This is a genomic window from Mesorhizobium sp. P2_C5_2 (genome assembly GCF_056404535.1).
Window position 1 is genome coordinate 118,919 of the sequence record NZ_JBFUDV010000007.1, and the last position, 25,962, is coordinate 144,880.

Genomic DNA, 25,962 nt, shown 5'->3' on the forward strand with positions numbered 1-25,962 from the left:
CGTGGACCTTTTCTCAGGCGCGGACTATGACGTCAGCGCAAAGCAGGACAAAGGCCTTTCGATTGGCAAGCGGATTTTTCATTACCTTCGAAGGCGGCGAGGGCGCCGGCAAGTCGACGCAGATCGAGCGGCTGGCCAGGAAGATGCGCGCCAAGAAGTATGATGTCCTCGTCACCCGCGAACCTGGCGGATCACCCGGCGCCGAGGCAGTCAGGCATGTGCTCTTGTCCGGCGCCGCCGAGCCGTTCGGGCCGAAGATGGAGGCGCTGCTGTTCGCCGCCGCGCGTTCCGACCATGTCGAGCAGGTCATCCGGCCGGCGGTCGAGCGCGGCACCATCGTGCTGTGCGACCGTTTCCTCGATTCGTCCCGCGTCTACCAGGGCGTCACCGGCGGCCTCGATCCGGCCTTCATGGAAGCGCTGGAAGAGGTCGCCATCAACGGCATGATGCCTGATATGACGCTGATCCTCGACATCGACCCCGCCGAGGGCTTGCGGCGCGCCACCGCGCGGCGTGGTGCCGACGATGGTCCGGACCGCTTCGAAAAGGAGACGCTGGACATCCACCAGCGCCGCCGCGCCGCCTTCCTGGCGATTGCCGCCGCCGAGCCGGACCGCTGCATCGTCATCGATGCGTCGGCGCCTCCCGATACGGTGGAGGACGTCGTCACGGCGGCCGTGTTCGCAGCACTTGAGGCGAGGGCACCCGCGCGCAACAGACAGGCGGCGCCCGCATGATCTTCGAACGCATCGCCCCCGAGCAGCACGACACGCTGGACGGCGTGCCGGAGCCGTCCGAAACGCTGCGCCTAGTCGGCCATGAGCCGGCGGCCACGATGCTCGCTGCCGCCTATCGCTCGGGAAAACTGCCGCATGCGCTGATCTTTGCCGGGCCGGTCGGCATCGGCAAGGCGACGCTCGCCTTCCACCTGGCGCATCATCTGTTGAAGCATCCAGCCTTTAAGCAGGCGCCGGACGTGTTTGCCGTTCCTGATCCGGCCTCATCGCTGTTTCGGCAGATCGCCACCGGGGCGCATCCCGGCGTGCTGCATCTGACGCGGCCGCTGAACGACAAGACCAAGAGCTTCAAGACGGTCGTCACCGTCGATGAGATACGCAAGGTCAACCGCTTCCTGTCACTGACCTCGCATGACGGCAGCTACCGGGTGGTGATCGTCGATCCGGCCGACGACATGAACATCAACGCCGCCAATGCCTTGCTGAAGAACCTCGAGGAGCCGCCGACCCGCACGCTGTTCATCCTCATCGTCCATGCGCCGGGCAGCCTGTTGCCGACGATTCGCTCGCGCTGCCAGATGGTGCGGCTGGCGCCGCTCGATGCCGGCAGCCTGATGAGCGTTCTGGAAACTGTCGAGCCGCCACCACCGACCGATCCGGCGGCGCGCGCGGCACTGGCCGAGCGGGCAGGGGGCAGCGCCCGCAATGCGATCCTCTTGACGCAATATGGCGGGCTGGAGATTGCCGGCACGCTCGACGCGCTGGTGACGGCAGGCAAGAGCGACGTCGCCGGCGCCTATCGCCTTGCCGAGGCTGTCGCCGGCCGCGACCAGGCGATCCAGTTCGACATCTTCAACCGCCGCGCGCTGGATCTGCTCTCGGCGGGCGCCAGCGAAGCAGCACTGGCCGGCGACCTCAAGCGGGCGAAAACGCTATCGGACACTTGGCACGAAGCGCTGAACGCTATATCTGAGACCGATACCTACAATCTCGACAAGAAGCAGCACGCCTTGACCATGATCGACCGCCTGAATTCCGCAATGCGAATGTGACCGGATCCGGCTTCGGGTCGGGATGGCAATCGCCGTCTCGATGCGATATCCACCGCCTCACATCCAATTCGGACATTCATGACGGTTCATTCATGTCACGCGACACATTCTACATCACGACGCCGATTTTCTATCCGAACGGCAAGCCGCATATCGGCCACGCCTATACCGTAATTGCCACCGACGCGCTGGCCCGCTTCCAGCGCCTGGACGGCAAGGACGTGTTCTTCCTCACCGGCACCGACGAACACGGCCTCAAGATGCAGCAGACAGCTGAGAAGGAAGGCATCACGCCTCTGGCGCTGGCCGACCGCAATTCAGCGATCTTCCGTTCGATGACCGAGGCGATGGGCGGCTCGAATGATGACTACATCCGCACGACGGAACCACGCCACTACGCGTCCTGCCAGGCGATCTGGAAGGCGATGGCCGCCAATGGCGACATCTATCTCGACCGCTATAGCGGCTGGTATTCGGTCCGCCAGGAAGCCTATTTCGAAGAGAGCGAAACCACGCTCGGCGACGACGGTGTGCGGCGCGAGCCGCTTGGCTCGCCCGTCGAGTGGAACGAGGAGGAAAGTTATTTCTTCCGGCTTTCCGCCTACCAGGACAAATTGCTTGCGCTGTACGAAAACCAGCCTGATTTCATCGGTCCGGCCGAGCGCCGAAATGAGGTGATGAGCTTCGTCAGGTCCGGCCTCAAGGATATCTCGGTCTCGCGCACGACCTTCAATTGGGGCGTGCCGGTGCCCGGCGATGACAAGCATGTGATGTATGTCTGGGTCGATGCCTTGACCAACTACATCACCGCCGCTGGCTATCCCGACACCAAGGCCGAGCAATGGCGCTACTGGCCGGCCACGCACATCATCGGCAAGGACATCGTCCGCTTTCATGCGGTCTACTGGCCGGCTTTCCTGATGTCGGCGGGCATCGAGCTGCCAAAGCGCGTGTTCGCGCATGGCTTCCTGTTCAACCGCGGCGAGAAAATGTCGAAGTCGGTCGGCAATGTCGTCGACCCCTTCACCATGGTCGAGCATTACGGCCTCGACCAGGTGCGCTATTTCTTCCTGCGCGAGGTGCCGTTCGGCCAGGACGGCAGCTACAGCCATGAAGCGATCGTCAACCGCACCAACGCCGACCTTGCCAACGGCCTCGGCAATCTGGCGCAGCGCTCGCTGTCAATGATCGCCAAGAACTGCGGCGGCGTGGTGCCGCAGCGCGGCGACCTCCTGGATGCCGATGGCGCGATCCTCGACCAGGCGGTGGAAGCGCTTGGCACGGCGCGCAAAGCGATGGCGGAACAGGGCATCCATCTGGCTCTGGCGGCGATCTTCAGTGTGGTGGCGGAAGCCGACCGTTACTTCGCCTCGCAGGCACCCTGGGCGTTGAAGAAGACCGATCCGGCGCGCATGGAAACGGTGCTGTGGACGACCGCCGAGCTAGTACGGCGCGTGGCGTTGCTGTGCCAGCCCTACATTCCGGGGTCGGCCGGCAAGCTGCTGGATCTGCTGGCGGTGCCGGCGGACAATCGTGACTTTGCGCATGTCCACGCCGACTACGCACTTGTGCCCGGCACGGCATTGCCCGCGCCGGAGGGCGTGTTTCCGCGTTACGTCGAAAAGCCAGAGGCGAGCGCCTGATGCTCGTCGACAGCCATTGCCATCTGGACTTTCCGGATTTCGCCGAGGAGCGGGCGGCCATCGTCGCCCGCGCCAAGGCCGCCGGGATCGGTCGCATGGTGACCATCTCGACACGTGTGAAGCGGTTTCCGCAAGTACTTGAAATCGCAGAGAGTTTCGACGAAGTCTATTGCTCGGTCGGCACCCATCCACACAATGCCGGCGAAGAGCTCGATGTGACGGCGGAGGAGCTTGTGCGCCTGTCCGCGCATCCAAAGGTGGTGGCGATCGGCGAGGCCGGGCTCGACTACTACTATGACAAGGCGCCGCGCGACGCGCAGGCACAGGGCTTTCGCACCCACATCGCCGCCGCGCGCGAAACCGGCCTGCCGCTGGTCATCCATTCGCGCGATGCCGATGACGACATGGCAGCTATCCTCGAAGACGAAACAGGGAAGGGCGCCTTCCCCTTCATTCTGCACTGTTTTTCCTCGGGGCGCCGGCTGGCCGAGGTCGGTGTGGCGCTTGGCGGCTATGTGTCGTTCTCCGGCATACTGACCTTCAAGAACTCCGCCGAGTTGCGCGCTATCGCAGCCGATGTGCCGCATGACCGGCTGCTGGTCGAAACCGACGCGCCCTATCTGGCGCCAATGCCGTTCCGCGGCAAGCGCAACGAGCCGGCCTATGTCGCGCATACGGCCAAGGTGCTGGCCGAGACGATCGGCGTCAGCGAGGCCGAGATCGCGACGCTGACGACGGCGAATTTCTTCCGGCTGTTCGGCAAGATGCCGCGGCCCTCCGAGCTCTGACGCATGAGCGACCGGCTGCGCCTCACCATTCTCGGCTGCGGCTCGTCGCCCGGCACGCCGCGCATCACCGGCGACTGGGGCAATTGCGACCCGGCCAATCCCAGGAACCGGCGCACACGCTCCGCGGCACTGGTCGAGCGGATTGCGTCGAATGGCTCCAGGACCACGGTCGTCATCGACACCGGGCCTGACTTCCGCGAGCAGATGCTGATGGCGGCGGTACGGCGCATCGACGCTGTCGTCTATACCCATCCGCACGCCGACCACATCCACGGCATCGACGATCTGCGCGGCTATGTGCTCGAGCAACGCCATCTGATCGACGTTCACGCCGACCAGCCGACGATGCTTAGGCTGCGCGAGGCCTTCGGTTACTGCTTCGAGACGCCGCTGGGCAGCTCTTATCCGCCCATCGTCAGGCCGCACATCATCGATCACGCCAGGCCGGTAACGATCGAAGGCGAGGGCGGTGCCCTCACCCTTGAGCCGCTGCCGCAGATCCATGGCGACATCATTTCGCTCGGTTTCCGCATCGATCGACTGGCCTATTGCCCTGATATCAGCGACTTCCCCGACGCCACCGCCGAGCGGCTGCGCGGCCTGGAGATGCTGGTCATCGATGCCTTGCAGCACAACACCCATCCCAGCCATTTGTCGCTCGGCCAGGCGCTCGGCTGGATTGAAAAACTGGTGCCGAAACAGGCCGTTCTGACGCATATGCATGTGCCGCTCGACTATGCCACGGTCAAGGCCGAGGTGCCGGCCAACGTCACCCCGGCCTATGATGGCATGGTGATCGAAATTCCTTATGAATCAGCGTGATACGAACAGCTCCTTATGAGGACGTTTGGCTCTTTGGCCCGAATATCAGCAGCGTCCCAATTCGCTCATAGCCCATGCGGGGATAAAGCAGCGCCCCGGCATGCGTCGCCATCAACGCCGAACACCGCGACCCACGCGCCCGGTCGTCCTGCAGCATTTTGGACATCAGCGCCTGGCCGATGCCGCGACGCCGGTGCGAAGGCTCGACATACATTGCCGAGCACCATGTGGCGCCGACGGCGTCTATGCTGCGCACACGCCCGACGATAGCGTCGCCATCGAGCGCCACATATTGGCGGAACGGCGCGCCGTCGCCGAGCAGATCGGCCGCGATTGGCCGCCTGCGGATGATCTTCGCCAGCTGCGCCGCTCGTTCGACTGTCTGCACGCGCTCAATCAAGACAGCGGCTCGCGGATCCGGGATCTGGCGCAATGGCTGGACGAAAAAACCTTCCGTCCGCAGCAGCCGGTAGCCGAGAGCCTTGTAGGCGGTTCGCACCGGCTGATCCGGTTCGTCGGTCGCAATCACCACGGAGATGGCGAAGCCCGGCCGCGCATGCTGCCGCACGATCGCATCGGCTTCCTCGGCATCGACGTCATGGACGACCCATTCTTCGCCACGGTAGTCGCGCGCGTTCTTGCGCGGCGCATCGCGCATCAGCCACAAGGGTCCGACGCGGCCGGCCTGATATGGAAAGGTGCGGCTCTTGTCCGTGCTGTAGCCGTGCACGAACACTTCGATCGCCGCTTCGATCTCACGCTTTGCTGTTGTCATTCATGCAGCGTAGCGTTGGCCATCAGTTCAAGGCAACGCACATCAGTCGTGCCAAGCCTATGAAAATCAGCAGCAATTCCCGACTGCAGCCCAATGCGTCAGTTCCATAATCTATCTTATGCGACTTTTATGGGTGGGTGCCGCATAGCCGGCTTACGGCTGTCCATTGCCCGACAGGATCTGCAACGTTCCCCGCACGGCATTGCGGAACGCGTCGTCGAAGCTGACGCCGCGCACCTGCCAGCGGTATTCCTTGCCCTTAAAGCCGAGCCGCCAGTCGCCGACCCAGCCCAGCGCTTCCTGGCGCCATGCCAAAGTGCCGGCAAGCAGGGCATCGCCGCCCAGCCTATCGGCTACATCGGCGAGCACGACATCAGCCGGCCGGGGCAGCTCCAGCGGCAAACCGGTCCGGTGTGCGGCAGCCACCAGCGCGCCGCGCATATCCGCCGCAAGCTCGCCGCCGCCATCGCGCACCAGCGTGAAGCCATCGCCTTTCATCGGCTTTATGTCGAGCAACGCGACGATTGCGGGCCGTGGCAACGCCCATGGCTTATGTCCCAGTGACGCCAGCAAGGCGTCGATCTTGTCCGGATCGAAATCGGCGGTGATGTATTGCGGCCGGTCATGGGTGCCCTGCTCGTCATGCGGCGGACGGTTGTTGAGCAGGTCGCGGTAGCCGACACCAGTGACATAGTCGGCCGCGTGCCGGCTCATTTCCGCGACACGCGGATCGCCGATCAGTCGCGGGTCACCGGAGACCTTGACCAGCACCTCTTCAAGGCACGGCGCCAGGCCCCAGGCCCGGTTCTCCTCGCCGGTGCCGCTGGTCACCGACTGCGCGCGGTAGAGGCTGGCCCGGTCGATATCAGCGGCAGCGACGGGAAAGGTAATCAGCGCAGCCAACACAGCTGCCACAAACCCGAATTTCAAGCATCCAGGCATCAGCCGCTCCTCCCGAAGGGTCCGGAAAAATCCGTTGGATACATATTCCCGGTCATTTCAGGAATTTCAAGCGGCTGGAGGCCCGGCACCAGTCAGGTGGATGCCAGCTTTACCTGATAGCTTAGCACGCGCTTTTCCCCGGGCGCGATCAGCATTACGCCCGGCTTGTCGGCGAACTCGCCGTCGAAATCGACGGGGCTGGCAAGGCCGTGCCAGGGTTCGATGCACAGGAACGGCGCGCCGCCGGGTTTCGACCAGACACCCAATTCCTTGAAACCCTGCCAAGACATCTCGATCGCCGGACCGTGCGCGGCGGCATAACGCACGCTGGTGCTGGCCGGCCGGTCGAGGATCACAGCGTCTGCGTCGAACAATCCTTCGGAGAGCGCCAGCGTTTTGCCTTCGATGGGCGTCGGCTGCGGCGCAGCCAGCACCAGGCCGTCCTTCAGCCGGCGGATCGGCGCCGGCTCATCAGCGGCAAAGGTCAGGCGGTAGTCGGTCTTGGCGAGGCCTTGCAGCAACGGCCAATTGAATGCTGGGTGCGCCCCGACCGAGGCCGGTAGCGTCTCGTCGCCGGTGTTGGTGACGTCGAAGGACACGCCGAGTTGCTGGCGCTCCAGCGTGTAGGTGACAGCCAGGCGAAACGCGAAGGGATAGCGCGTGCGGGTGTCGGCATCGTCGGTCAGCACCAGCGTGCAGGATCGGGCGGTCGTCTGCGCCCACGCAAACGGCTTGTCGCGGGCAAAGCCGTGCTGCGTCAGCGGATAGACCTGGCCGCGATGGCGCAACTGGTCGCCCTTCAGCCGGCCGACGATCGGAAACAGCACCGGCGAATGACGTCGCCATTCCGGTCCGGCCTGCCACAAAAACTCCAGACCCTCGGCGTTGCGCAGAGAGACCAGTTCAGCCCCCTGCCCGACAATGGTCGCCGAGATGCCGTCGCCGTGAAGCGTCACTTGTTCCATGCGTCCTCGCGAAAAACTGCGTGCGAGCGGCAGGTTAGCAAAGGCTCGCGTGGACTCAAAGGGCGGCAGGGACACTGCGCGCCTCACTGAGCTGCGAGGGATGACCCCATGGCAAAACAACAGTGGCCGGAGATTTCTCTCCGGCCACTGCGAGATCGAGATTGTTGCCTGCTACGGTTCGACTATTCACGTTCGCCGGTGAAATTCAGCAACAGCTGGAAGATGTTGACGAAATTCAGGTAGAGCGACAGCGCGCCGAAGACGGCGAGCTTCTGCTGCGATTCCGCGTCGAAATTCTCCGCATACTGTTCCTTGATCGTCTGCGTATCCCAGGCGGTCAAGCCGACAAACACGGCGATGCCGATCACCGAGATGGCGAATTGCAGCGCGGTCGAGCCGAGGAAGATATTGACGACGCTGGCGATCACCACGCCGATCAGGCCCATGATCAGGAAGGACGAGAACTGGGTCAGGTCGCGCTTGGTCGTGTAGCCATAGAGGCTGGTGGCGCCGAACATGGTGGCGGCGATGAAGAAGGTGCGCGCGATGCTGGTGCCGGTGAAAACCAGGAACACCGAAGCCAGCGACAGGCCCATCACCGCGCAAAAGGCCCAGAACGTCGTCTGGGCGCTCGCCGCCGACATCGTCTGCATCTTGAACGAAAACAACAGAACGAAGGCAAGCGGCGCCAGCATCACCACCCACTTCAACGGGGTGGAAAAGATCGGCACGTAGAGAGCCGGCGTCGAGGCGACCACGAAGGCGATGACGCCGGTGACGACGAGGCCGACACCCATATAGTTGTAGACGCGCAGCATGTGGCTGCGCAGGCCCTCGTCATAGACGGCGCCAGCGCGAGCGCCGGTGCCCATTTGGTATCCCAAATCAGGGGTGTTCATGCGGGTTCTCCTTATGTGAGGTCTCAATAAAGCGTTCTGGCGAGCGTCTCGGCGGCACGATCGAGATCGTGGACGTCGCTGCGCGCAACAACCGCGTAAGCGACCTCGCCGATCTGGAAATAGGCCGAGGAAATATCGCCCGAGGGCGCGATGGCAGGCTTGACCACGTCGAACGTTCCCGGCCGGATCGCAAACAGCGAGACCAGCCCCATATCCTTCGTCTCCAGCGCCACCTCGACGCTCGGCCCGAAGCGCGACGGATAGATCTGCACGTCGCGGACCTTCCAGTCCTTGGGTAGCGATGGCATGACGATTGCCGTCGCGGCGCGGATTTCGTCGCCATTGTAGTTGGGCGCCTCCAGCTGCGAGGGCATGGCTTCGCGCATGAGCGTCGTCCGATGCGCTCGGATCGCTTCTTCGACATAGGCGGGCGGCGGCGGCGAAGCCACCACCTTGGTCACCAGCAGCGGCCCGAACAGGCCATTCGCCAGCCAGCCGGCAGCGACAAAGACGGCGACCGCGGCCGCCCGCTGCAGCACGGCGAAGACGCGGCGACTGGCCAGCCCCCTGCCCAGCCGGCGCGCGACTTCCGTCGTCGCCGGCCGCGCCATTCCTGTGGAAGCAGCCAACGCCAGGCGCAGCTCGTCGCGCGTCCTCAAGTCGGACATCACCCTCGCCGCTGTCTCCGGACGTGCAGACAGAAACGCTTCGACCTCGATGCGGCGCGCGACATCCAGCTGGTCGTCGACATAGGCGTCGAGATCGGTATCGGTCACCGGGTCCCGCAACAGATCGGTCATGACGGGTCTCCCACGATCCTCAGATGGTTTTTAGCCGGCGAAGGGGCAGCACTTTCCATCGAGCGCAGCGCGGCGCGCGCCCGGCCGATGCGCGACATCAGCGTGCCCAGCGGCACCCCGCTGGCGTCGGCGGCCTCCTGATAGGAAAGGCCCTCGATGGCGACCAGATGCAGCGCCGAGCGCTGTTCTTCCGGCAGGCTGAAAAAGGCCTCGCGCACCTGCGCCAGGCGCACGGAATGTTCCTGTGGCGCCGGCGTGCTGGCATCAGTGAGATAGCCGGCCTGTTCGACGCGCGCCGCCTCCGATCGGCGCGAGCGCATTTTGTCGATGAAGGCGTTGTGGACGATCGACAGCAGCCATGCCCGCAGATTGCCGCCGGAACGGAATGTGCCGCGCCGCTCATAGGCGCGCACTAGCGCATCGTGCACCAAATCCTCGGCGTCAGTGCTGTCGCGCGTCAGCGATCGTGCATAGCGCCGCAGCGAACCCAGCTGTCCAACTATATCGAAGCGTGGCATCGACCGTTTCATGCCCTGTTTACGGAGCATGTGGGGATTTTAATCCCTCGCACACCAGAACTTTCCGCGTCGTGGGCGTCATGCCGTCAGGAATGCGCTGCGCAACCGCCCATCTCCCGCGCGGCAGATGTTTGCTTTATGCTGATGGCTTAGCCTTCCCGTCTTTCCAGGGAGCAAAAGATGGTCGGTGGGGATCGGGTGACGGGTGCCGCGGCGCTGCCGATCGTCGGCAGGGTCTTCATGATCCTTGGCATTGTCGGACTGATCGTTTCCGGCGTGCTGGCCATGGTCGAGATGTACGGCCCTCGCACCGCTTCGGCGACAGGCAGGATTGTCGCCGCCGAATACAATCCCCGTATCGAGTTCTCGACAGCCGACGGCACCGTCATCCGCTTCAACAATGCCGTCCACAGCTCGTTCTGGGGCGATGGCGACAGCGTCCCTGTCGCCTACGATCCAACCAATCCGCAGAATGCCTCGGTCGACCGCTTCGCCGGCCGCTGGTTCCTTGCCGGGCTGGCCGGCATGCTCGGCGGTTTCTTCCTGCTGATCGGCATCGTGCTCACCGTGCTTGGACGGGTGCTTATGCGGCGGGTCAACTCGAATTCAGGGCCATAGCCGCCTTGCTGTCGGAGGGCGCACCGCGCCCGTCGCACAGCATCGAGGCGGAGCCGCGGGAAAAGGTATTCGCATCAAGCCGCGGACGACACATTGATCGCTTGGCGCCCTCAGGGCCGTTCGCCGCGCCGAAGCCTGCCCTCGATCACCGCAATGACCGGCAGCAGATCGGCAACGCCATTGACGACATAGTGCGCACCGGCAGCGCTGAGCTTGGCCGCCGCCTCGGCGCGCTTGGTGCGGAACAGTTCGGGCGCCATTGCCTGCGTTTCCGCCAGAGTGTGGCCGAAGACATTGCCGGTGACCGACACGCCGACCGTCCAGGCGCCGGCATTGATGCCTTCTGAAATGCCGACCTCGGTGTCGTCGACCTTGACGCTGAGCCATGGCGGATAGACGCCGAGTTCGGTCAGCGCCTTCCACAGCATGAACGGCGTCGGCCTGCCGTCCGGCGTATCGCCGGTGCAGACCAGGCAATCCGGTGCAAAACCGTGCGCTGCCGCCCCAGGCAGGATCTCGGCCATGATGTCGCGTGTGTAGCCGGTGGTCGAGCCGATCTTGAGGCCGTGCGCGCGCAGCGTGGCGACCACGTCGGCAACGCCGGGAATGACATCGGAAAAGCGAGCCGCCACCGCCCGGTTCTTCGGCACGAAGACGTCATAGACGGCGTCGATGTCGGTGTCGGTCGGTGCGTGCCCGTGCTGCCTGGCCCAGGCGGTCGAGATCCTCGGCAGCGCCATCAGCGCGGCAATGTGCGGGCGCTTGGCCATGCCCATCGGCCCACGCGCCTCCTCGATGCTGATGACAATGCCGAATTCCTGGAAAGCTTCGACGAAGACGCCCATCGGCGCCAACGAGCCATGATCGACGACGGTGCCGGCCCAGTCGAAAACGACGGCGCGAAGCAGATGCTGGGGGGTCATCAGGCGATCTTTCTGGCGTCTGCGATGCCTATTCAAACTACGCCGATGTGACAGGAGCGTGTAGGCAAGCCTCCTGCAGGCCAAGGGGAGACAGAGGGCGCGGGCTGGTGCAAATGAAAGCACTGGCGAAACGCGGCCGCTTTGCGTATCACTCCGCCGCCATTGGAGCCGTATTGATGTTCGAGACCCTGCAACCTGCCCCGGCTGACAAGATCATTGCCTTGATCGGCCTCTACCGTGCCGATCCGCGCCCCGGCAAGATCGACCTCGGCGTCGGCGTCTACAAGGACCGCGACGGCAAGACACCGGTCATGCGCGCCTTGCGCGAGGCCGAGAAGCGGCTGCTGCAGGGCCAGGACACCAAGACCTATCTCGGCCTCCTCGGCGACACCGCCTTCAACACGGCGATGGTCAAGCTGGCCTTCGGCCCGGCGGCAGACATGACGCGTATCCGCGCGGCGCAAGCGCCCGGCGGTTCCGGCGCGCTGCGGCTGGTGGCCGAGCTTTTGAAGCGGACCCGCCCCGACGCGACCGTCTGGTTGTCGGATCCGACATGGCCGAACCATCCGCCGGTCATGCGCGGCGCCGGCCTTAAGGTGCGCGACTATCCTTATTTCGATGCCGCTTCCGGCGCGGTGCGTTTCGACGACATGCTGGCGGCGCTGGGTACCGCCGAAGCCGGTGACATCGTGCTGCTGCATGGCTGCTGCCATAACCCGACCGGCGCCAATCTCGATACGGCGCAGTGGGCCAGGATTACCGATCTCGTTGTCGAGCGCGGGCTGTTGCCCTTTGTCGACATTGCCTATCAGGGCTTTGGCGAAGGCCTCGATGCCGACGCCGCCGGCTTGCGCCTGCTGGCGGCGAAGGTTCCCGAAATGGTCGTTGCCTCGAGCTGCTCGAAGAACTTTGCCGTCTATCGTGACCGCGTCGGCGCGGCGATGATCCTGGCCAAGGACGGCGCCCAGGCCGATGTGGCAATGAGCCAGATGCTGGCGGCGGCACGCGCCATGTATTCGATGCCGCCAGACCATGGCGCGGCTGCCGTGCGCATGGTGCTGGAAGACGATGGCCTTCGCGCCGACTGGGAGGCGGAACTCGAGGAGATGCGGCTGCGCATGCTGAGGCTGCGCGTCCAGTTCGCCGACGCGTTGCGCCGGCAATCCAACTCCGACCGCTTCGACTTCATCGCCAGCCATCGCGGCATGTTTTCAAGGCTTGGCCTGTCCGAGGCGCAGGTCGAGCGGCTGCGGGCCGAATACGGCGTCTACATGGTCGGCGACAGCCGCATCAACGTCGCCGGCCTGCCCGAAGACGGCATGGATGACCTCGCCAAGGCTGTTGTCTCGGTGCTCGACTGAGCAATTCCAGGAAAAGCGCAGCTCACCAGTTGGGGTCCCGACCTTCGAGATCATCATCCGGAATGACCTGCGGCTGGCGACGGCGACTGGTGTAGGGGGCCGCGTAGGCCATGGCCATCGCTTCGGCCACCAAGCTGAATATGGCGGCAAGCGATGCGCCGATTTCCGGCCACGCAAAGCTGAACCGCGACGGGTTAAGGCGGCGGATGAGGATGTGCACGTCAGTCATGGTGTCCTCCTGTGACGGAGAGAGTGACACCGGTTGCCGTTCAGGTCCTTGGCCCGGACCTGAAGAGTCCTGAACAGCCCTGAAGTTCGCCTTCAAGGTGATCTTGGATTATCCTGCCCGCGAGGGGTGGGTTCTTGGCCAATGGATTTGGAGTTTGGGAACTATCGTTTGAAACGCGCCGAACGGCGGCTGCTGGCGCCTAACGGGCCGGTGGAGCTTTCGGGGCGGTCCTTCGAAATCCTCTCGATGTTGCTGGAGAGGCCGGACGACGTGATCAGCAAGACCGAACTCTTCGATGCGGTCTGGCCCGGCCTGGTGGTGGAGGAGAACACGCTGCAGGTCCACATTTCGGCGCTGCGAAAACTGTTGCCCGCCGAAATGATCGTAACCGTGCATGGCCGCGGCTATAAATATGCGGGCCCCAAGCCCTTCGTGGCCACGGCAGATGCCACGGCGCCGACCAGGCCGTCCATTGCCGTTCTACCCTTTGACAATATGAGCGGCGACCCGGAGCAGGACTATTTCAGCGACGGGATAACGGAAGACATCATCGCCGAGCTTGGCAAGTTCCGGGAGTTCCTGGTCATCGCGCGGAACTCCTCCTTCCAGTTCCGCGGCAAGGCCAATGACGTGGCCGACGTCGCGAAGAAACTTGGCATCCAGTACGTCGTCGACGGCAGCGTGCGAAAGATTGGCAACCGGGTCCGCATCACGGTGCAGCTGACAGACGCCGTCTCGTTGGCTCATATCTGGGGCGAGCACTACGACCGCCAGCTCGACGACATTTTCGCCATCCAGGACGAAATCACCCAGATGATTACAGCCCGCCTGGCCCGGCAGACCAGAACCGCGATTACGTCGCGCGCCAGGGCCCGGCCGACGGACAACATGTCGGCCTATGAGTTCTACTTACGAGCCCTGCAACTGGCGGCCGTCTATGACGCCGCGCACGAAGCTGAACCGTTTCTGCGCCAGGCGGTAAAGCTTGATCCGCGGTTTGCTGCTGCCCACGCCATGCTCGGCGTTGTCGAGACCCTCAAGTTCTTCTGGATCTACTACAATTCAGATTATCTGCATTCCGCACTGGAGATGGCAAAAACAGCGTTGCAGCTCGACCCCGACGAGGCCTACGGCCATCTCGCGACCGGCTTTGCTCTCTTGTACTTGCGCCAATTCAGGCAGGCTGAAATCAGTCTTGACCGGGCGGTTGCCCTCAATCCGAACGATCCGTTCATTCTTAGTTTCCGTGCGCTTTTCCTGAACTACACGGACAGGTCGGATGAGGCGCTTGTTGAGATAAACGAAGCCCAACGCCGCGACCCATACGCCGTGGGATGGTATGAAGACTTTCGCGGCATCATACTGACCACAACTGGACGATATCGCGAGGCAACGGCCTGCTATGCGAAAATGGCTGATGTGCCGCGGTGGTTGTTCGTCTAATCGTCTGCCATTCCGAACTCGGTGAAATCAAGCAGGCGCAAGACGTCCTGGCAAAGGTCAAGGCACATTATCCCGGACTACGCCTTGACGCGATTGTTGATGCGGAATTGGACTTCTATGAGGATCCCGCCGTGTGCAGCCGTTATCGCGCGATCCTGCAGCGCGTTGATAACGAAGGATAGACTTCACCACGGCCCGGCGGCGAAAAGTCCTGGTCAACCGACCTTCGCAGAGTGGCTGGGTCTGCCGCCACCTGTGGACAATCTCCCCTCGCCGGCCGACGGCATTGGCCGGCCGGCCGCATGCACGATAGCATCCCGGCCATGAAACCTTCGCAGGACATTTCCCGGCTGATCGAGATCATGGCAGCACTCAGGGCGCCGAAGACCGGCTGTCCCTGGGACATCGAGCAGGATTTCTCGACTATCGCTCCCTATACAATCGAGGAGGCCTATGAGGTGGCGGACGCCATTGCGCGCGGCGATCTCGACGATCTGCGCGACGAGCTCGGCGATCTCCTGCTGCAGGTCGTCTACCACGCGCAGATGGCGCAGGAGGCGGGCGACTTCGCCTTCGGCGATGTGGTTGAGGCCATCACCACCAAGATGATCCGCCGCCATCCGCATGTCTTCGGCGACGAGGAGGCGCGCAGTGCAGGCATGGCCAAGGGCATGTGGGAAAAGATCAAGGCGCAGGAGAGGGCTGAGAAGCGAAGCGCCCGCCTCGCCCGCGACCTCGACCCTGAAGACAATGGAAAGGGGTTTCTGGACAGCGTACCGGTCGCCCTGCCCGCCTTGACGCGAGCGTTGAAGCTGCAAGAAAAGGCTGCCCGAGTCGGCTTCGACTGGAGCGAGGCCGCCCCCATACTCGACAAGATCGAGGAAGAGATCGGCGAATTGCGCGAGGCGCTGGCCAAGGGCGAAACGGCCGAGATCAAGGACGAGTTCGGCGACATGCTGTTTGCCGTCGTCAATCTGGGCCGTCACCTCAAGCTCGATTCGGAAGCGGCCCTCAGCGGTACCAATGAAAAGTTCCGCTCGCGCTTCCACTATGTCGAGCGCGCGCTAGAGGCATCGGGAGGCACGCTGGAAAAAGCCACTCTGGACGAAATGGAAGCGCTCTGGCAGCAGGCCAAGGGCGCGAAATAAACGGGCTTACTGCCTGTTTTTGCGCTGCAATCGGCTTTCGATCTCTTGCCGGGCTGTGTGCGTGGCCTTGAGCGCGATGGTCGCGCTGCCATCCTCATTGTCTAACCGCGAAACGATGTCGCCATTGCGGTAGAGCCAGTCGACGAGACCAAACTGCGCCGGCTCGATCGTCACCGTCAGTTCCTCGAGTTCGCCCGACATCCTGGTTTCGATCAGCGCCTTCAGCGCATCGATGCCTTCGCCGGTGATGGCCGAGATGGCGATCGGCGGCGCCTTGTTGGCGTCGACGCCATCGGCAAGCAGGCGCTCCCGGTTGCCGTCGTCGAGCAGGTCGACCTTGTTCCAGACTTCGATGACCCGCTTGGCGTCGCCGGCATCGACGCCGAGATCGGCGAGGATGCGTTCGACGTCCTCGGCCTGAGCGGCGGTGTCCGGATCCGAAATATCGCGCAGATGGATGACCAGGTCCGCCTCGACCACCTCTTCCAGCGTGGCGCGGAAGGCGGCGACCAGATGCGTCGGCAGGTCCGAAATGAAGCCGACCGTGTCCGACAGGATGATCGGCGCGCCGTGCGGCAGGCGCACCCGGCGCAGCGTCGGGTCGAGCGTGGCAAACAGCATGTCTTCTGCCAGCACGTCGGCTCCGGTCAGCCGGTTGAACAGCGTCGACTTGCCGGCATTGGTGTAGCCGACGATCGCCACCACCGGGAACGGCACCTTCTTGCGCTTGGCGCGATGCAGGTCGCGCGTGCGGCGTACCGTCTCCAGCTCGTGTTTGAGCTTGATGATCTTTTCCTGCAGCTGCCGCCGGTCGGATTCGATCTGGGTTTCGCCCGGGCCGCCGAGGAAGCCGGCGCCGCCGCGCTGACGTTCAAGGTGGGTCCAGCTCCGCACCAGGCGGCCCTTCTGGTAGTTGAGATGGGCAAGCTCGACCTGCAGCGTCCCTTCCTTGGTCCGGGCGCGCTCGCCGAAAATCTCCAGGATCAGCCCGGTGCGGTCGAGCACCTTGGCGTTGAATTCCTTCTCGAGATTGCGCTGCTGCACCGGCGTCAGCGGATGGTCGACGATGACCACCTCCGCGTGCCCTTCTTTGACGATCTCGGCGAACTCCGCAACCTTGCCGCTGCCGAGCAAGGTTGCCGGGCGTGGATCGTTGACGGTCACCACCGCCGTGTGGATCAGATCGAGGTCGATGGCGCGGGCAAGGCCGACCGCTTCGTCGTGGCGCGCATCGGCCGAACGCGTCAGGCGCGGACGATTTGTTTCGTCATCGTTGCGCTGATGCCGGGTAAGCACCGGCACAATGACAACCGCCCGGGTCGGACCTTGGGCTTCCGTCCCGGGGTGATGCGCTGGTTTCCCGCGGACACTGCGGTCCGCGTCTTTCTCACGTGCCAATCAGGCGCCCTGGCTTTCCTCGCCATCGAACATCTGAACCGGCTGGCTCGGCATGATCGTGGAAATGGCATGCTTGTAGACGAGCTGGGAGTGGCCGTCACGGCGTAGCAGGACACAGAAATTGTCGAAGGAAGTGACCACGCCGGTCAGCTTGACGCCGTTGATGAGAAAGATGGTGAGTGGATTTTTGCTCTTGCGAACAGAATTCAGGAACAGGTCCTGAAGGTTTTGCGATCGTTCCGCCATTGTTCTTGTCTTTCGCCGATCCCCTTCGGTTTGCAGGCCAATGCGCCAAATTAGCGGGCACATGTCAAGCTTGCAAACACCCCCTTGCCGTCAGTAACGACAAGCAGAACGAGATATATTGATGTGCAGTCCGTCTGTGCGGTTATCAGGCTGGACTTTTTTCCGCAACGTCAAAAAATGCCTGCCGCAAGGAAAGTGTTACCGAACCCGGATGGCCATTGGCGACCGCGGCGCCGTCAATTGCCACCACCGGCATGGCGATTGTCGTTGCCGAACTGATGAAAGCTTCGCGCGCCGCCTTTGCCTCGGTGACCGAAAAACCGCGCTCCTCGATCTTCAAACCGAGCTTGGCCGCCACCTCGAACATGGTGGTGCGGGTGATGCCGCGCAGGATGCCGTGCTCGGCCGGCCGGGTCACCAGAACGCCGTCCCGGGTGACGATCCAGGCATTCGACGAACCGCCTTCCTTGACGTTGCCGTCGGTGTCGACGAACCAGGCTTCCTGGGCGCCGGCTTCCTTGGCCTTCTGCTTGGCCAGCACATTGGGCAGCAGGCCGGTGCTCTTGATATCGACCCGGTCCCAGCGGTTTTCCGGCACGGTGATGACCTTGATCCCGGTCTCGGCCCGCTTGGCGGCCGCCGCCGGATCGGCTTTCCTCGCCGTAATGACCAGCGACGACAGCGTATCTTCCGGGAAAACGAAGTCGCGGCTGGCAACCCCGCGCGTCACCTGGACATAGACCAGGCCGTTGACGACGTAGTTCCGGCGCACGACCTCACGCAGCAGAAGCGGCAGCACGCCCTTGGTGACCGGCCAGTCGATCGAGAGTTCGGTGAGCGAACGGTTCAGCCGGGCAAGATGGCGCGGCATGTCGACGATATAGCCTTGCGCCACCTCGCAGACCTCATAGACGCCGTCGGCGAACTGATAGCCTCGATCCTCGATATGCACAGCAGCGTCGGCATGGGCGACATAGCGCCCGTTCACATAGGCAATGCGCGGCATGGGTGATCCCTCAGAAAAGTCCCGCTATTCCTAGGCGATTCCGCCGCTGCCGTAACCGGCAATTGCATGGGCCGCGGCCCGCTGGACCAACAACAATGGGGATCAGACCCCCAGCGACTTCAGCTTGCGGTGCAGCGCGGAGCGCTCCATGCCGATGAACTCGGCCGTCTTCGAGATGTTGCCGCCGAAACGGTTGATCTGGGCGATCAGATAGTCCTTCTCGAACTGTTCGCGGGCCTCGCGCAGCGGCAGCGCCATAATGTGCTGGTCCGACTGGTTGGGCGTGCGCGGCATGACATCGCCGATCTCGGACGGCAAAAGGTCGGCGGTAATCGGCGCATCGACATCGTCGCCGCGCGCCAGGATCATCAGCCGTTCGACATTGTTGCGCAGCTGGCGGACATTGCCCGGCCAGTTGTGCGCCTGCAGCACGGCCAGCGCATCGTCGCCGATGCGGCGCGGCTTGATGCCAGCCTGACGCGCAATCTGCTTCATGAAATTGTCGACGAGATAGGGGATGTCCTCGCGCCGCTCGGCCAGGCCCGGCACCATGACCGGAACCACTGCGAGGCGGTGATAGAGATCCTCGCGAAAACGGCCGTCGGCGATCATCGCTTCGAGGTTCTGCGAGGTCGAGGAAATGATGCGGACGTCGACCTTGACCCGCTTGGTGCCGCCGACCCGCTCGAACTGCTGCTCGACCAGCACGCGCAGGATCTTGTTTTGCGTCTCGCGCGGCATGTCGGCGACTTCGTCGATGTAGAGAATGCCGCGATGCGCCTCCTCCAGCGCTCCGACCTTGCGCTCGGTGCCGTTCGATTCGGTGCCGAACAGCTCGATTTCCATGCGCTCGGGCGTGATGTTGGCCGCACTCAGCGTCACAAACGGCGCGCCCTTGCGCGTCGAGAGCGTGTGGATGGCGCGGGCGGCGAGCTCCTTGCCAGATCCGGACGGGCCTATGATCATGACGCGGCTGTTGGTCGGCGCCACGCGCTCAATGGTCTGGCGCAGCTGGCTCATCGCCGACGACATGCCGATCAGGTCGAAGGTCTCGCCGCTGCGCTGCTTGAGGTCGGAGACCTCGCGCCGCAATTTCGAGGTTTCGAGCGCACGTTCGGCAATCAGGATCAGCCGGTCGGCCTTGAACGGCTTCTCGATGAAATCATAGGCGCCACGGCGGATGGCCGACACTGCCGTCTCGATATTGCCGTGGCCGGAGATCATCACCACCGGCAAGCTCGGATGCATCGTCTTGATCTCGTCGAGCAGCGCCAGCCCGTCCAGGCGCGAGCCCTGCAGCCAGATGTCGAGGAAAATCAGCCGTGGCGCACGATCAGCAATTGCCGCCAGCGCGCTGTCGGCATCGAACGCCGTGCGGGTTTCATGCCCCTCGTCGCTCAATATGCCCGCGACGAGTTCACGGATGTCTTCCTCGTCATCGACGATGAGAATATCAGACGCCATTACCGACCTTTTCAGTTTCTCTTTCGCGTTCCGTTTCACCTTGACCGCGTGGCGGCGCGGCTGCGGCAGCTGGTGGCAGGATGATCGAGATCATCGCGCCTCTCCCACCATGGAAATCCGGCGGCGCATCGTGCAGTTCGAGGCGCCCACCATGGTCTTCCACGATCTTCTTGACGATGGCGAGACCGAGCCCGGTCCCCTTCTCGCGTGTCGTCATATAGGGCTCAAGCAGCCTTTGGCGATTCTCGCGCGGCAGGCCTTTGCCATTGTCGATAACGTCGATTCGTATGGCGCCATCTTGGCGCCCGGCTTGAATCCGAATTGTGCCGTCCGAACGGTCCTTTGAATCAAGTCCGTCAATGGCCTCGGCGGCGTTCTTGATGACATTGCCAAAGGCTTGCGCCATCAGCCGGCTGTCGAAGGTACCCTTGAGCGGCTCGCTGCCGAAAACACGCTCGAAGGCAATGTCGGCACGGCTGACTTCGACCAGGAAGGAGGCCTCGCGCAGCGACTCGCGCAAGTCGATGGCCTTCATCTCGGGCTTCGGCATGCGAGCGAAAGCGGAAAATTCGTCGACCATGCGGCCGATGTCCTCGACCTGGCGGATGATGGTGTCGGTGCACTGGTCGAAAATCTCGCGGTCCTCGGTGATGACCTTGCCGAAACGGCGCTTGATGCGCTCGGCTGAGAGCTGGATCGGCGTCAGCGGGTTCTTGATCTCATGCGCGATGCGCCGCGCCACATCCGCCCAGGCCGAAGAGCGCTGCGCCTGAACAAGATCGGTGATATCATCGACCGTCACCACGTAGGACTTTTCGTCCTCGCCGTCGTCGCCGGCCTCGATGGTGATCTGCACGTTGAAGGTGCGCTCGGCCCCAGTGCGGTAGAAGGTGACCTGCTCGCGATAGACCGGCTTGCCCGATTTGCGGCCGATCTCGAAGACACGGCCGACATGCGGCAGCACGGCCGACAGGTTCTGCCCGAGCGCCGCCGTGGCCGATATGGCCAGCATCGTCTCAGCCGATTTGTTGACGATGGAGACGATGCCATAGGGATCGACGCCGATGACGCCGGCAGTGACGCCGGCCAGCACCGCTTCCGAGAAACGCCGCCGCTCGTCGATCAAATCCTTGGCCGACAGGATTTCGTTGCGCTGCGATTTCAACTCAAGCAGCATCTTGTTGAACGTATCGCCAAGTGAGGCGACGTCACCGTCGGAAGGCCGCACCGGCACGGCGACATCGAGATTGCCGGTGGCAACCTCGTCAGCCGCGCCGATGAGCTGGCGAATGGGCCGCACCAGACGGTCGGCCACCGCTATGCCGGTCCAGATGGCTGACAGGATGATGATCAGCGTCAGCGACAGATACGGAAGCGCAAACGCCACCTGCGAGGTCCGCCTGTTATCTTCCAGGCCGCGATACTCGGCGGTGTTGGACTGCACGATCTGCCGCGCCTTGATCACCTCGGGATCGACGAGGCGAATGGTGTAGAGATAGAGGCCTTCGATCTCGCGCAGTTTGACGATGGCGCCCATGATGTTGCGCGTCTTCGGCTCGATCAGCACCGGCTTGCCGTCGGCCGCACTTGCCACGGCCCCCTCCGGCGGCTCCGGCATGGCGAAATTCGTATTGGTCTTGGCGCTCATGACGAAAGAGCCATCCGGCTTGATCAGCGCCGCATGCGCCAGGGTCCTGCCCACGGCCTCCTTGTTCATCAGGTCGAGAAAGCCGGTTCGATCGAGGCCGTAAAGCGTGCGCGAGGCGTCGAGGTCGTAGGCCATCGACAGCGTCGTGCCCTGAAGATTGCGAGCATTTTCCTGCACATAGGCGTCAGCGATCGACAGCGACGAATTGACGATCGTCTTGGTGCGGATCTCGAACCAGCGGTCGAGGCCAATATCGAGCGTGATCGAGGCGATGATGGCCACCATGATGGCGGGGATGGCGGCGACCAGCGCAAACATCGCCACGATGCGCACATGCAGCCGCGACGCCGCCTTGCCGTGCCGGCGCGCCATGACGATGCGGCGCACCTCGCGGCCGACCAGGGCGATCAGCGCCAGCACGAACACGGCGTTGACCGCAATCAGCGTCAGCGTCGTGGTTGCGTCCGGTGTGATCGGCGTCGCGCCGACCAGGATCGCAAATGAGATTGCGGCTGTAACCAGCGCACCGGCGATTGCGACAACGCCGGGCAGCGCAAGCAGCCGGCGTCCATCCCTTCCGCCGGGCCTGCTGAAAAGCGGTTCGTTTGATGTCAGAGCTTGCGAAGCCATGTCGCCGTCTAAGAGCCAGTGATTGCGTCGGATGTATGCAACGCATTGTGGCGATTATGCAACAAGTATGGCCGCGACGGAAATCTTTCGCCCACCGATCCCCTGAAAAGGGGATGACCGCACGTCACGTCGGATGGCTCGCGCTCACGACCGCGACGATTTGTAGACGTTGACGCCGAGTTCGCGAATCTTCTTGCGCAGCGTGTTGCGGTTCAAGCCCAGCAATTCGGCCGCCTTGATCTGGTTGCCGCGCGTTGCCGTCATGGAAGCCAGCACCAGCGGATATTCGACCTCGGACAGGATGCGCTGATAGAGGCCGGCCGGCGGCAATTCGCCGGCGAAAGAGGCAAAATAGCGCTGCAGGAAGTGCTCCACCGCCTGGCCGATGGAGAGATCGTCCGGGATCAGATTGCCGCCGCCGGGAACGACCGGCCTTTCGCCTGTCTTCAGCTCGGCTTCGATGATCTCGGCGGATATTTCGTCCTGCGAATAGAGCGCGGCAAGCCGGCGCACCAGGTTTTCCAGTTCGCGCACATTGCCCGGCCAGGGATAGCGCTTCATCAATTCGATGCCGCCGGTCGAAATGCGCTTGGTCTGCAGGCCCTCGCTGGCGCCGATCTTGAAGAAATGCCGCACCAGATCGGGAATGTCTTCCGACCTCTCACGCAAGCCCGGCAGCCGCAGCGGCACGACATTCAGGCGATAGAACAGATCCTCGCGGAAAAGCCCCTGGTTGATCAGCGTGCGCAGATCCTTGTTGGTGGCGGCGACGATGCGCACATCCGTCTTGATCGGCGTGCGCCCGCCAACCGTGGTGTATTCGCCCTGCTGCAGCACGCGCAGCAGCCTTGTCTGCGCCTCCATCGGCATGTCGCCGATCTCGTCGAGGAACAGCGTGCCGCCCTCGGCCTGCTCGAAACGGCCGGTGGAACGGTTCTGCGCGCCGGTGAAGGCGCCCTTCTCATGACCGAACAGTTCCGATTCAATCAAATCGCGCGGGATCGCCGCCATGTTGATGGCGACGAACGGACCGCCGCGGCGGCGGCCATATTCGTGCAGCGCGCGGGCCACCAGTTCCTTGCCGGTCCCGGATTCGCCCGAGATCATCACCGTCAGATCGGTCTGCATCATGCGCGCCAGCATGCGGTAGATGTCCTGCATGGCGGCCGAGCGGCCGACCAGCGGCATGGCGTCAGGCTGCTCTTCCGGCCGGGTGTCGATTTTCGGCCGCCTCGGCTCGGACAGCGCGCGGTTGACGATGCTGAGCAGTTCAGTCAGGTCGAACGGCTTCGGCAGATACTCGTAAGCGCCTGTTTCGGAAGCACGAATCGCGGTCATGAAGGTGTTCTGCGCGCTCATCACGATGACCGGCAGTTCGGGCCGCGCCTTCTTGATGCGCGGCAGCATGTCGAAGGCATTTTCGTCCGGCATCACCACGTCGGTGATCACCAGATCGCCCTCACCCGCCGCCACCCAGCGCCACAGCGTCGAGGCGTTGGAGGTTACGCGCACCTCATGGCCGACGCGCGACAGCGCCTGGTTGAGCACGGTGCGGATAGCCGCATCGTCGTCGGCGACGAGAATATTACCGCGAACCGTCATTTGCGGTCTCCTTCGCCTTCATCATCGGCGATGCCGATCGGTGTCTCTTTCCAGGCCGGCATCAGGATGCGGAAGGTGGTGCCGCGCGGCGTCGAATCGCATTCGATGATGCCGCCATGCTCGCCGACGATTTTCGCCACCAGCGCCAGGCCGAGCCCCGAGCCGTTCGGCTTGGTGGTGATGAACGGGTCGAACAGGATCGGCAAGATGTCTTCCGAAACACCCGACCCATTGTCACGCACGCAGAATTCCAGCGGCAGCGAGACACGGTCCTGCGTTCCCGGAACGGAGACCCGGATGCCCGGCCGGAACGCGGTCGACAGAATGATCTCACCTTGCGGATCGCCGCCGATGGCCTCGGCGGCGTTCTTGACCAGGTTCAGAAACACCTGGATCAGCTGGTCGCGGTTGGCGAAAACTGGAGGCAATGATGGATCATAGTCCTCCAATATCCTGATTCTTTTGGCAAAACCGTTCTTGGCGATCGCCTTTACATGGTCCAGCACGACATGGATGTTGACGGGATAGCGATCGATCGGCCGCTCGTCGGAAAACACCTCCATGCGGTCGACCAGGGAGACGATGCGATCGGTCTCGTCGGTGATCAGGCGGGTCAGCGCGCGATCCTCGTCGGAAGCCGACAATTCGAGAAGCTGTGCCGCGCCGCGTATGCCGGACAGCGGGTTCTTGATCTCGTGCGCCAGCATGGCGGCAAGGCCGGTGACCGAACGCGCGGCACCGCGATGCGTCATCTGCCGGTCGATCTTGTCGGCCATCGAGCGTTCCTGGAACATCACCACGACCGAGCCCGGAAATTCCGGCACCGGGGCGACATAGAGATCGACGACTTTTTCGATGCCGAGACGCGGCGACGACACGTCGACACGGTACTCGTTGACCGGTGCGCGGCGCTCGCGCACCTGGTCGACCAGCTGTAACAGCGGGCTGCCGAACGGGATCAGCTTGGAAAGCGTGTTGCGGGCAAGCATGTTGGCGCTGGAGCGGAAGAAGTCTTCCGCATCGGCATTGGCGTAGGTGATGAAGCCTTCGGGGTCGACCATGATCACCGGACGGCGGATCGTGTTCAGCACGATACTGGCGGCATCCGCCATGTCGGTGCTCGGTGCGACGGAGGCGTTCATGCAGCGCTCCGCATGGGCGTGGTCTCGCCTTCACAGGAAAACACCTCACGCAGCGCGGCGATGACGTGAGCGGGATCGAACGAGGTGAGGATGGCTTTGCGCCGTTCGTTGGAGACGTCGGCTGCATGGCGGTCGAGATACCAGCCGAGATGCTTGCGCGCCTGGCGCAGGCCGCTCTCGACGCCATAGAGCGCCAGCATGTCTTCGTAGTGGGCGGCTATGTAGTCGGCCATGGCTTTCGGGCTGTCCGGCACGCCGGAGGGCGCCTCGCCCGCAGCCGCCACGGCGATGCGGCCCGCCGTCCACGGCGCGCCGTAATGCGCCCGGCCGATCATCACCGCATCGGCGCCAGACTGTTCGAGGATTTCTGCGGCAGCCTCAGGTGAGCCGACATCGCCATTGGCAACGACCGGGATCGAAACAGCATCCTTGATGCGGGCGATCGCGCCCCAGTCGGCCTTGCCTTGATAAAACTGGCAGCGCGTGCGGCCATGCACGGTTACCATTTTGACGCCGGCCTCTTCCGCGCGCCGCGCCAGAGCCGGGGCGTTGAGGGCGTTCTCGTCCCAGCCCAGCCGCATCTTGACTGTGACCGGCACCTGGACTGCACCGACCACCGCCTCGATCAGCGACAGCGCGTGGTCGAGATCGCGCATCAGCGCCGAGCCGGCATAGCCCCCGGTCACCTTCTTGGCCGGGCAGCCCATATTGATGTCGATGATGTCGGCGCCCTCGCCGGCGGCGATGCGCGCACCCTCGGCCATATGCGAGGCCTCGCGGCCGGCAAGCTGGACCATGTGGACGGGCAACCCGGAATGACGGATGCGCAGGTCGCAGCCGGCCCTGCCCTTGGCAAGCTCGCCGCTCGCCACCATTTCCGACACGACCAGGCCTGCGCCGTGCGCATAGGCGCGTTGCCGGAACGGCTCGTCCGTTATCCCAGACATCGGCGCGAGGAAGACGCGATTGCGTATCTTCACGCCGCCGACATCGAGCGGCAAAGCCAATTTTGTCACTTCAGGCATGCACAAAAACCAAGCATATCGGATTGCTGCACATTCTCTAGCCATAAGAAAGGCATTGTGCAACGCGCAATGACGTCACAATGCGGCGCATTTGGGAAAATGCTGGCCTTAGCCATGAGCCGCGACTAAGCCTCTCGG

At 63.4% G+C, this 25,962-nt stretch carries 25 protein-coding genes; 9 read left to right on the plus strand and 16 right to left on the minus strand.

Annotated features, from left to right (window positions below):
* Positions 1 to 62 precede the first annotated feature (62 nt).
* From tmk to AC1D1B_RS25885, 5 genes are all read left to right on the plus strand, one after another.
* Positions 63 to 737, plus strand: coding sequence for a dTMP kinase (gene tmk, locus AC1D1B_RS25865; RefSeq protein WP_477335652.1), 675 nt, complete (start codon positions 63 to 65; stop codon positions 735 to 737).
* On the plus strand, positions 734 to 1,789 hold the full coding sequence (locus tag AC1D1B_RS25870; protein ID WP_477335654.1) for a DNA polymerase III subunit delta': 1,056 nt from the start codon (positions 734 to 736) through the stop codon (positions 1,787 to 1,789). The genes tmk and AC1D1B_RS25870 overlap by 4 nt, the downstream gene beginning before the upstream one ends.
* 92 nt (positions 1,790 to 1,881) lie before the next feature.
* On the plus strand, positions 1,882 to 3,432 hold the full coding sequence (metG, locus tag AC1D1B_RS25875) for a methionine--tRNA ligase (protein ID WP_477335656.1): 1,551 nt from the start codon (positions 1,882 to 1,884) through the stop codon (positions 3,430 to 3,432).
* Positions 3,432 to 4,220: a TatD family hydrolase gene (locus AC1D1B_RS25880; RefSeq protein WP_477335657.1), complete on the plus strand. Its 789-nt coding sequence runs from the start codon at positions 3,432 to 3,434 to the stop codon at positions 4,218 to 4,220. Before metG ends, AC1D1B_RS25880 begins: the two co-directional genes overlap by 1 nt.
* 3 nt (positions 4,221 to 4,223) lie before the next feature.
* The gene (locus AC1D1B_RS25885) at positions 4,224 to 5,042 is read left to right on the plus strand and encodes an MBL fold metallo-hydrolase (RefSeq protein WP_477335659.1); all 819 of its coding nucleotides are present in this window, start codon (positions 4,224 to 4,226) and stop codon (positions 5,040 to 5,042) included.
* Between the two features lie 13 nt (positions 5,043 to 5,055).
* On the opposite strand, the gene AC1D1B_RS25890 is transcribed toward AC1D1B_RS25885, so the two are convergent.
* From AC1D1B_RS25890 to AC1D1B_RS25915, 6 genes are all read right to left on the minus strand, one after another.
* Positions 5,056 to 5,817, minus strand: a complete 762-nt coding sequence (locus tag AC1D1B_RS25890) for a GNAT family N-acetyltransferase (RefSeq protein ID WP_477335661.1) — start codon at positions 5,815 to 5,817, stop codon at positions 5,056 to 5,058.
* Positions 5,818 to 5,970: 153 nt separating this feature from the next.
* Positions 5,971 to 6,720, minus strand: coding sequence for a DUF2066 domain-containing protein (locus AC1D1B_RS25895; protein WP_477335663.1), 750 nt, complete (start codon positions 6,718 to 6,720; stop codon positions 5,971 to 5,973).
* 131 nt (positions 6,721 to 6,851) lie between these two features.
* On the minus strand, positions 6,852 to 7,724 hold the full coding sequence (locus AC1D1B_RS25900) for an aldose 1-epimerase family protein (RefSeq protein WP_477335665.1): 873 nt from the start codon (positions 7,722 to 7,724) through the stop codon (positions 6,852 to 6,854).
* Between the two features lie 182 nt (positions 7,725 to 7,906).
* The gene (locus tag AC1D1B_RS25905) at positions 7,907 to 8,623 is read right to left on the minus strand and encodes a Bax inhibitor-1/YccA family protein (protein ID WP_477335667.1); all 717 of its coding nucleotides are present in this window, start codon (positions 8,621 to 8,623) and stop codon (positions 7,907 to 7,909) included.
* Between the two features lie 23 nt (positions 8,624 to 8,646).
* Entirely contained in the window at positions 8,647 to 9,423 is a 777-nt protein-coding gene (locus tag AC1D1B_RS25910) for an anti-sigma factor family protein (protein ID WP_477335669.1), read from the minus strand.
* On the minus strand, positions 9,420 to 9,953 hold the full coding sequence (locus AC1D1B_RS25915) for a sigma-70 family RNA polymerase sigma factor (RefSeq protein WP_477335791.1): 534 nt from the start codon (positions 9,951 to 9,953) through the stop codon (positions 9,420 to 9,422). The genes AC1D1B_RS25910 and AC1D1B_RS25915 overlap by 4 nt, the downstream gene beginning before the upstream one ends.
* Positions 9,954 to 10,121: 168 nt before the next feature.
* On the opposite strand from AC1D1B_RS25915, the gene AC1D1B_RS25920 reads away from it, so the two are divergent.
* The gene (locus AC1D1B_RS25920; protein ID WP_477335671.1) at positions 10,122 to 10,559 is read left to right on the plus strand and encodes a DUF3592 domain-containing protein; all 438 of its coding nucleotides are present in this window, start codon (positions 10,122 to 10,124) and stop codon (positions 10,557 to 10,559) included.
* Between the two features lie 110 nt (positions 10,560 to 10,669).
* Here AC1D1B_RS25920 and phnX read toward each other — a convergent pair whose 3' ends face one another.
* Complete coding sequence (gene phnX / locus AC1D1B_RS25925; protein ID WP_477335673.1) at positions 10,670 to 11,482, minus strand: phosphonoacetaldehyde hydrolase; 813 nt, start codon at positions 11,480 to 11,482, stop codon at positions 10,670 to 10,672.
* 176 nt (positions 11,483 to 11,658) lie between these two features.
* On the opposite strand from phnX, the gene AC1D1B_RS25930 reads away from it, so the two are divergent.
* A complete protein-coding gene (locus AC1D1B_RS25930; RefSeq protein WP_477335675.1) occupies positions 11,659 to 12,843 on the plus strand; it encodes an amino acid aminotransferase in 1,185 nt (394 codons plus the stop codon).
* 22 nt (positions 12,844 to 12,865) lie between these two features.
* On the opposite strand, the gene AC1D1B_RS25935 is transcribed toward AC1D1B_RS25930, so the two are convergent.
* Positions 12,866 to 13,072: a hypothetical protein gene (locus tag AC1D1B_RS25935; RefSeq protein ID WP_477335677.1), complete on the minus strand. Its 207-nt coding sequence runs from the start codon at positions 13,070 to 13,072 to the stop codon at positions 12,866 to 12,868.
* 168 nt (positions 13,073 to 13,240) lie between these two features.
* Here AC1D1B_RS25935 and AC1D1B_RS25940 point away from each other — a divergent pair, with 168 nt between their 5' ends.
* Entirely contained in the window at positions 13,241 to 14,515 is a 1,275-nt protein-coding gene (locus AC1D1B_RS25940; RefSeq protein ID WP_477335679.1) for a winged helix-turn-helix domain-containing tetratricopeptide repeat protein, read from the plus strand.
* A gap of 323 nt (positions 14,516 to 14,838) precedes the next feature.
* The gene (gene mazG / locus AC1D1B_RS25945; RefSeq protein WP_477335681.1) at positions 14,839 to 15,663 is read left to right on the plus strand and encodes a nucleoside triphosphate pyrophosphohydrolase; all 825 of its coding nucleotides are present in this window, start codon (positions 14,839 to 14,841) and stop codon (positions 15,661 to 15,663) included.
* Positions 15,664 to 15,669: 6 nt separating this feature from the next.
* On the opposite strand, the gene hflX is transcribed toward mazG, so the two are convergent.
* The 8 genes from hflX to dusB form a co-directional block, all read right to left on the minus strand.
* A complete protein-coding gene (gene hflX, locus AC1D1B_RS25950) occupies positions 15,670 to 17,061 on the minus strand; it encodes a GTPase HflX (RefSeq protein WP_477335683.1) in 1,392 nt (463 codons plus the stop codon).
* Positions 17,062 to 17,307 (minus strand): RNA chaperone Hfq, encoded by a 246-nt coding sequence (hfq, locus tag AC1D1B_RS25955; RefSeq protein ID WP_006202172.1) that lies wholly within the window; start codon positions 17,305 to 17,307, stop codon positions 17,062 to 17,064.
* A 145-nt stretch (positions 17,308 to 17,452) separates the two neighbouring features.
* The gene (locus tag AC1D1B_RS25960; RefSeq protein ID WP_477335685.1) at positions 17,453 to 18,313 is read right to left on the minus strand and encodes a D-amino-acid transaminase; all 861 of its coding nucleotides are present in this window, start codon (positions 18,311 to 18,313) and stop codon (positions 17,453 to 17,455) included.
* 102 nt (positions 18,314 to 18,415) lie between these two features.
* A complete protein-coding gene (ntrX, locus tag AC1D1B_RS25965; protein ID WP_181056899.1) occupies positions 18,416 to 19,777 on the minus strand; it encodes a nitrogen assimilation response regulator NtrX in 1,362 nt (453 codons plus the stop codon).
* Complete coding sequence (locus AC1D1B_RS25970; RefSeq protein ID WP_477335687.1) at positions 19,767 to 22,055, minus strand: sensor histidine kinase NtrY-like; 2,289 nt, start codon at positions 22,053 to 22,055, stop codon at positions 19,767 to 19,769. The genes ntrX and AC1D1B_RS25970 overlap by 11 nt, the downstream gene beginning before the upstream one ends.
* A 144-nt stretch (positions 22,056 to 22,199) precedes the next feature.
* On the minus strand, positions 22,200 to 23,657 hold the full coding sequence (ntrC, locus tag AC1D1B_RS25975; RefSeq protein WP_181056897.1) for a nitrogen regulation protein NR(I): 1,458 nt from the start codon (positions 23,655 to 23,657) through the stop codon (positions 22,200 to 22,202).
* Complete coding sequence (locus tag AC1D1B_RS25980; RefSeq protein ID WP_477267076.1) at positions 23,654 to 24,799, minus strand: two-component system sensor histidine kinase NtrB; 1,146 nt, start codon at positions 24,797 to 24,799, stop codon at positions 23,654 to 23,656. Before AC1D1B_RS25980 ends, ntrC begins: the two co-directional genes overlap by 4 nt.
* Entirely contained in the window at positions 24,796 to 25,824 is a 1,029-nt protein-coding gene (gene dusB / locus AC1D1B_RS25985) for a tRNA dihydrouridine synthase DusB (protein ID WP_477267077.1), read from the minus strand. The genes AC1D1B_RS25980 and dusB overlap by 4 nt, the downstream gene beginning before the upstream one ends.
* Positions 25,825 to 25,962: the final 138 nt, after the last annotated feature.

Coding starts and splice junctions, on each gene's coding strand:
- AC1D1B_RS25870 (WP_477335654.1), top strand. CDS start 734: ATGATCTTCGAACGCATCGCCCCCGAGCAGCACGACACGCTGGACGGC.
- metG (WP_477335656.1), top strand. CDS start 1,882: ATGTCACGCGACACATTCTACATCACGACGCCGATTTTCTATCCGAAC.
- AC1D1B_RS25880 (WP_477335657.1), top strand. CDS start 3,432: ATGCTCGTCGACAGCCATTGCCATCTGGACTTTCCGGATTTCGCCGAG.
- AC1D1B_RS25885 (WP_477335659.1), top strand. CDS start 4,224: ATGAGCGACCGGCTGCGCCTCACCATTCTCGGCTGCGGCTCGTCGCCC.
- AC1D1B_RS25890 (WP_477335661.1), bottom strand. CDS start 5,817: ATGACAACAGCAAAGCGTGAGATCGAAGCGGCGATCGAAGTGTTCGTG.
- AC1D1B_RS25900 (WP_477335665.1), bottom strand. CDS start 7,724: ATGGAACAAGTGACGCTTCACGGCGACGGCATCTCGGCGACCATTGTC.
- AC1D1B_RS25905 (WP_477335667.1), bottom strand. CDS start 8,623: ATGAACACCCCTGATTTGGGATACCAAATGGGCACCGGCGCTCGCGCT.
- AC1D1B_RS25910 (WP_477335669.1), bottom strand. CDS start 9,423: ATGACCGATCTGTTGCGGGACCCGGTGACCGATACCGATCTCGACGCC.
- AC1D1B_RS25915 (WP_477335791.1), bottom strand. CDS start 9,953: ATGAAACGGTCGATGCCACGCTTCGATATAGTTGGACAGCTGGGTTCG.
- AC1D1B_RS25920 (WP_477335671.1), top strand. CDS start 10,122: ATGGTCGGTGGGGATCGGGTGACGGGTGCCGCGGCGCTGCCGATCGTC.
- phnX (WP_477335673.1), bottom strand. CDS start 11,482: ATGACCCCCCAGCATCTGCTTCGCGCCGTCGTTTTCGACTGGGCCGGC.
- AC1D1B_RS25930 (WP_477335675.1), top strand. CDS start 11,659: ATGTTCGAGACCCTGCAACCTGCCCCGGCTGACAAGATCATTGCCTTG.
- AC1D1B_RS25935 (WP_477335677.1), bottom strand. CDS start 13,072: ATGACTGACGTGCACATCCTCATCCGCCGCCTTAACCCGTCGCGGTTC.
- mazG (WP_477335681.1), top strand. CDS start 14,839: ATGAAACCTTCGCAGGACATTTCCCGGCTGATCGAGATCATGGCAGCA.
- hfq (WP_006202172.1), bottom strand. CDS start 17,307: ATGGCGGAACGATCGCAAAACCTTCAGGACCTGTTCCTGAATTCTGTT.
- AC1D1B_RS25960 (WP_477335685.1), bottom strand. CDS start 18,313: ATGCCGCGCATTGCCTATGTGAACGGGCGCTATGTCGCCCATGCCGAC.
- ntrX (WP_181056899.1), bottom strand. CDS start 19,777: ATGGCGTCTGATATTCTCATCGTCGATGACGAGGAAGACATCCGTGAA.
- AC1D1B_RS25970 (WP_477335687.1), bottom strand. CDS start 22,055: ATGGCTTCGCAAGCTCTGACATCAAACGAACCGCTTTTCAGCAGGCCC.
- ntrC (WP_181056897.1), bottom strand. CDS start 23,657: ATGACGGTTCGCGGTAATATTCTCGTCGCCGACGACGATGCGGCTATC.
- AC1D1B_RS25980 (WP_477267076.1), bottom strand. CDS start 24,799: ATGAACGCCTCCGTCGCACCGAGCACCGACATGGCGGATGCCGCCAGT.
- dusB (WP_477267077.1), bottom strand. CDS start 25,824: ATGCCTGAAGTGACAAAATTGGCTTTGCCGCTCGATGTCGGCGGCGTG.